Annotated in this window: 1 pseudogene; it reads left to right on the top strand. The window is 69.6% G+C overall.

Going from position 1 to position 503, the window contains the following annotated elements:
* A pseudogene (locus B1729_RS20255) lies at positions 1-332 on the top strand (electron transfer flavoprotein subunit beta); the annotation flags it as partial.
* Between the last annotated feature and the right edge of the window lie 171 nt (positions 333-503).

The following is a 503-nucleotide window of genomic DNA, read 5'->3' as shown; positions in this document are numbered from 1 at the left end:
AGATCGGCGACGACGCCGTCTCGGGCACACGCGCGTCGGACGGCGCGACGCTGCAGGTGACGGCGCCGCTTCCTGCGGTGATCTCGATCACCGAGGCGCTGCCCGATGCCCGCTTCCCGAACTTCAAAGGCATCATGGCGGCGAAGAAGAAGCCGTTCGAGACGCTGTCGCTCGCCGAGCTCGAGATCGACCCGCACGACCCGACGGCGTCACGGTCGATCGTGATCGCGCTCAGCGAGAAGCCGCCGCGCGAGGCCGGCGTGAAGATCGTCGACGAGGGCGACGCGGGTCAGAAGCTCGCGGACTTCCTCATCCAGAACCGGCTTGCGTGAGGGTGCGTGCGTGATGACGTTTGCAGATGACTCGATCCTGGTGTTCCTCGACACGACGCCCTCGGGCGGGCTCGCCAAGTCGGCCGCCGAGCTGCTCGGCGCGGCCGCCTCGGTCGGCACGCCGGTCGCGGTGATCGTCGGCGACGCCGCGTTGGCGACGGATGCCGCAGC

Source organism: Microbacterium sp. B35-04 (assembly GCF_010634885.1).
Taxonomy (GTDB): Bacteria; Actinomycetota; Actinomycetes; order Actinomycetales; family Microbacteriaceae; genus Microbacterium.
The sequence above is the reverse complement of the archived record's forward strand: the minus strand, read 5'-3'. Positions and strand labels throughout refer to the sequence as shown.